A 445-nucleotide genomic window follows, 5' to 3' on the forward strand; every position below is an offset into this window, starting at 1 on the left:
TCGGTTCGCCCCCGGCAAGACGGATCATGTCCGGGTACGACACCCAGTAAGGGGCAGGAACAATCACCTCGTCGCCGGACGAAAGCGTCGCGAGAAACGCGTTGAAGATAAGCTGTTTGGCGCCTGCGCCCGCGATTATTTCTGAAGGCTCATAAGAAAGCGCGTTTTCGCGTGCGAATTTGCGCAGAATTGCAGCCTTCAGTTCTGCCGTTCCGGCAACGGCGGTGTATTTCGTGTCGCCATCGCGGATCGCTGCAATACCTGCTTCGCAAATCGCATCGGGAGTCGCGAAATCGAGCTCTCCTTCGCCCAGATTGATGACCGAATGGCCTGCCGCAGTCAGCGCGCGAACCTTGTTGGAAATTTCAGCCGTCGGTGAAGCGCCGACCAGTTTCATGCGAGGAGCAAGCGATGGATGCACGATCGAATTCCTTGTGGTGAATTC

Annotated in this window: 1 protein-coding gene; it reads right to left on the bottom strand. The window is 56.9% G+C overall.

Annotated features, from left to right (window positions below):
• The coding region (locus AB1462_RS32070) for an aminotransferase class I/II-fold pyridoxal phosphate-dependent enzyme (RefSeq protein WP_367249132.1) at window positions 1-421 on the bottom strand (421 nt) is incomplete at its 3' end.
• Window positions 422-445 lie beyond the last annotated feature (24 nt).

Origin of the sequence: Pseudomonas sp. SB113 (assembly GCF_040754745.1) — a bacterium.
GTDB classification, from domain to species: Bacteria; Pseudomonadota; Gammaproteobacteria; order Pseudomonadales; family Pseudomonadaceae; genus Aquipseudomonas; species Aquipseudomonas grimontii.